Origin of the sequence: Bradyrhizobium sp., assembly GCF_019242285.1 — a bacterium.
Classification (GTDB): domain Bacteria; phylum Pseudomonadota; class Alphaproteobacteria; order Rhizobiales; family Xanthobacteraceae; genus Bradyrhizobium.
In genome coordinates, this window is the sequence record NZ_JAFAVV010000350.1 from 1 (window position 1) to 2763 (window position 2763).

General features: G+C 65.3%; 4 protein-coding genes and 1 pseudogene. 2 read left to right on the top strand and 3 right to left on the bottom strand.

The features are described 5' to 3' along the window. Together JOY90_RS13795 and JOY90_RS13800 are read right to left on the bottom strand one after the other, a co-directional pair. A pseudogene (locus JOY90_RS13795) lies at positions 1 to 100 on the bottom strand ((2Fe-2S)-binding protein); the annotation flags it as partial. A 142-nt stretch (positions 101 to 242) separates the two neighbouring features. Beyond that, positions 243 to 692 carry a carbon monoxide dehydrogenase subunit G gene (locus tag JOY90_RS13800; RefSeq protein WP_291691678.1) on the bottom strand — a complete coding sequence of 150 codons (450 nt, stop codon included), beginning with the start codon at positions 690 to 692 and terminating at the stop codon, positions 243 to 245. 251 nt (positions 693 to 943) lie between these two features. Here JOY90_RS13800 and pcaD point away from each other — a divergent pair, with 251 nt between their 5' ends. Then, on the top strand, positions 944 to 1726 hold the full coding sequence (pcaD, locus tag JOY90_RS13805) for a 3-oxoadipate enol-lactonase (protein WP_291691679.1): 783 nt from the start codon (positions 944 to 946) through the stop codon (positions 1724 to 1726). Here the strand turns inward: pcaD and JOY90_RS13810 are convergent. Further along, positions 1689 to 2228, bottom strand: a complete 540-nt coding sequence (locus JOY90_RS13810) for a hypothetical protein (protein WP_291691680.1) — start codon at positions 2226 to 2228, stop codon at positions 1689 to 1691. The two genes, pcaD and JOY90_RS13810, sit on opposite strands and share 38 nt — an antisense overlap. Positions 2229 to 2257: 29 nt before the next feature. Between JOY90_RS13810 and JOY90_RS13815 the strand changes: the two genes are divergently transcribed. Then, a partial coding sequence (locus JOY90_RS13815) for a hypothetical protein (RefSeq protein WP_291691681.1) occupies positions 2258 to 2763 on the top strand: 506 nt, incomplete at its 3' end.

The window sequence follows — 2763 nt, forward strand, 5'->3', positions numbered from 1 at the left end:
TCAGGCGCAGATTCTCGCGCAGGAACTGCACGAGCAGGGTGCGGGGATCGACATTGGCGTTCACGGGATTGCCGTTTACGATCAGGGAAACCTTGGCCATCAGCACTCTCTATTGTCCGCGCCGTCGCGTTGCACGGCGGCACGGCCTTCAAATCAATTGGGCCGGCATCATAAGAGCCATCCCGGTAAGGGGCAACCTTACCGGACCCAGCGCGCGCGCCAGCCCGTTAAACGCCCAGCCTTCAAACGCCTTCCACCGCCTTGGCGAAATTGGCGAAGAACTCGTCGGCGAGCTTCTTCGCCGTGCCGTTGATCAGGCGCTGTCCGAGCTGGGCGAGCTTGCCGCCGATCTGCGCCTCAACGTCGTAGGATAGCAGGGTGCCGCCGTCCTTGTCGGCGAGCTTCACCGCCGCGCCGCCCTTGGCGAAGCCGGCAACGCCGCCCTCGCCTTCCCCTGAAATCTTGTAGCCGTTGGGCGGATCGAGATCACTCAGCATGACCTTGCCCTTGAAGCGCGCCGACACCGGCCCGACCTTCATCCTGGCGACCGCGCGAAAGCCGCCATCGTCGGTCTTCTCGAGCTCCTCGCAGCCGGGGATGCACGTCTTCAGCACAGCGGGATCATTCAACTTGGCCCATACCGTCTCTCGCAGAGCCGGCAGCTGGACTTCGCCATTCATCGTCATGGCCATGGCGGCCTCCCCGGGATCGCGCAGGTCCTGTTGTTCCAGTTAAGGCACCAGCCGCCCAAAGGGAAGGCCATTTCAGCCCGGCTGCGATGCATATTGGCGCACCAGCCGAGGCCCGGAGCTTGTCCAGATCGCGCCGGGGACGATGATGTTACCGCAGGGTTCGCGCGCAGAAAGCAATTGCCGAGCATCGACATTTGCGCAAAGTACGGGCCGCCGATTCGCCAAGGCAGACAGGCCGGAGACCTTTCGCGATGCCGATGATCGACGCCGATGGCTGCCTCTTGAACGTCTCGGTCGAGGGCCGCGATGGCGGACCGACGCTGATGCTGTCGAACTCGCTTGGCTCGACCCTGCAGATGTGGGAGCCGCAGATGCGGGCGCTGACGCAGATGTTCCGCGTCGTGCGCTATGACCGCCGCGGCCACGGCAGGTCGCACGTGCCGCCGGGGCCCTATTCGATGGAGCGGTTCGGCCGCGACGTGCTTGCGATCCTCAACGACCTCAACATCGACAAGGTGCATTGGTGCGGCCTCTCGATGGGCGGCATGGTCGGGCAATGGCTCGGCGCCAACGCGCCCGAGCGGCTCGGCAAGATCGTGCTCGCCAACACTGCCTGCTACTACGCCGACCCGACCAACTGGCTCAACCGCATCAAGGCGGTCAAGGAAGGCGGCATGGCCGCGATCGCCGACACGGTGATCGCCGCCTGGCTGACCGCGGACTTCCGCGAGCGCGAGCCGCAGATCGCGGCGAAGATGAAGGCGATGCTGCTCGCCACCCCCGTCGAGGGTTATCTCGCCTGCTGCGAGACGCTGTCAACGCTCGACCAGCGCGCGCTACTCCCGAAGATCAAGAGCCCGACGCTGGTGATCGCCGGCCGCCACGACATGTCGACGCCGATCGCTGCAGGCGAACAGATCCGCAGCCAGATCCCCGGGGCGAGCATGACCATTCTCGACGCCGCCCACATTTCCAACGTCGAGCAGCCGCACGCCTTCACCGAGGCGCTGGTCGGCTTTCTGACGCAACGCTGACGTCGAGGGCGAACGAGCCGGCATTCGCGCCCTGCTCGCCCAGTGGCGACGCCGCGCGTTCGGCGATCGGCACGATGGCGGCACCGAGCAGCATCAACAGTTCGGTGGCGTGCAGGCGCAACGCTTCCGCCTCGCCGGCGCGCGAGGCCAGCACCATGCCGACGAAGCTGATCAGGCTGGCAAGTCCGAGCGCGAAGCCGAGCGCCTCGTCACAGCCGCCCGACCGGCGAATCGCAGGCCTGAAGAGGAGAAGCGCGAACACCGCAAAGAACGCCACCACCGTCAATCGGCCGAGCGCGAGCAGCCAGGCCACGCGCACGATGGCGGGCCCGGTAAGGTGCAGATAATCGCTGACGAAGAACGCGATCCCGACGTTCGGCCGCTCGAACAGGCCCTGCACCGGCGCCGCCATGATGTGCGCAGCGATGATGGTCCAGGTCGGGATGAAATAGGCCGCGAGCAGCACGCCATTGATGGAACTGATCCGCCAGTCTGTCCGCATGCGAGTTTTCCCATCATCTGCGGCGGCGCTTGGCATTCGCGCCGCGACGAAGCGAGGAAAACAGCCGATCGTCGAGACGGCAATTTAAACCCAGTGTTTACCTTAACTACGTCCGCCACCTGCCCAAAAGAAAAGGCCCCGCCATTATGGCGGGACCCTCCAGTCCAACTCCGTCAATTCCCGAACTAACGGCCCTGACCACCCTGACCAGGGTCCCGCTGCTGCTGCTGACCGGGCTTCGGCTGGCCGCCGCCCTGCTGCTGGCCGCCGCCCTGCTGACCTGGGCGCTGGCCAGGCTTCTGGTTCTGCTGGCCCGGGTCCTGGTTCTGCTGGCTCATTTCGGGATCTCCCTTGTTGAAGTCAGTCCGAGACAACCAGCAGCCCTCGAACTGGTTGCGCCGGGAACTCGAGTTCCGCCGGGAATATCCCTGTTCCGCTCGACGTCGCGCCCGCCCAACAGCGCCGGCAATGGCTGTCCGACAACCGGTACACACCTTTTTGGTGAAGCCCGATCCGATCGCGTCCAGTTGCCGGC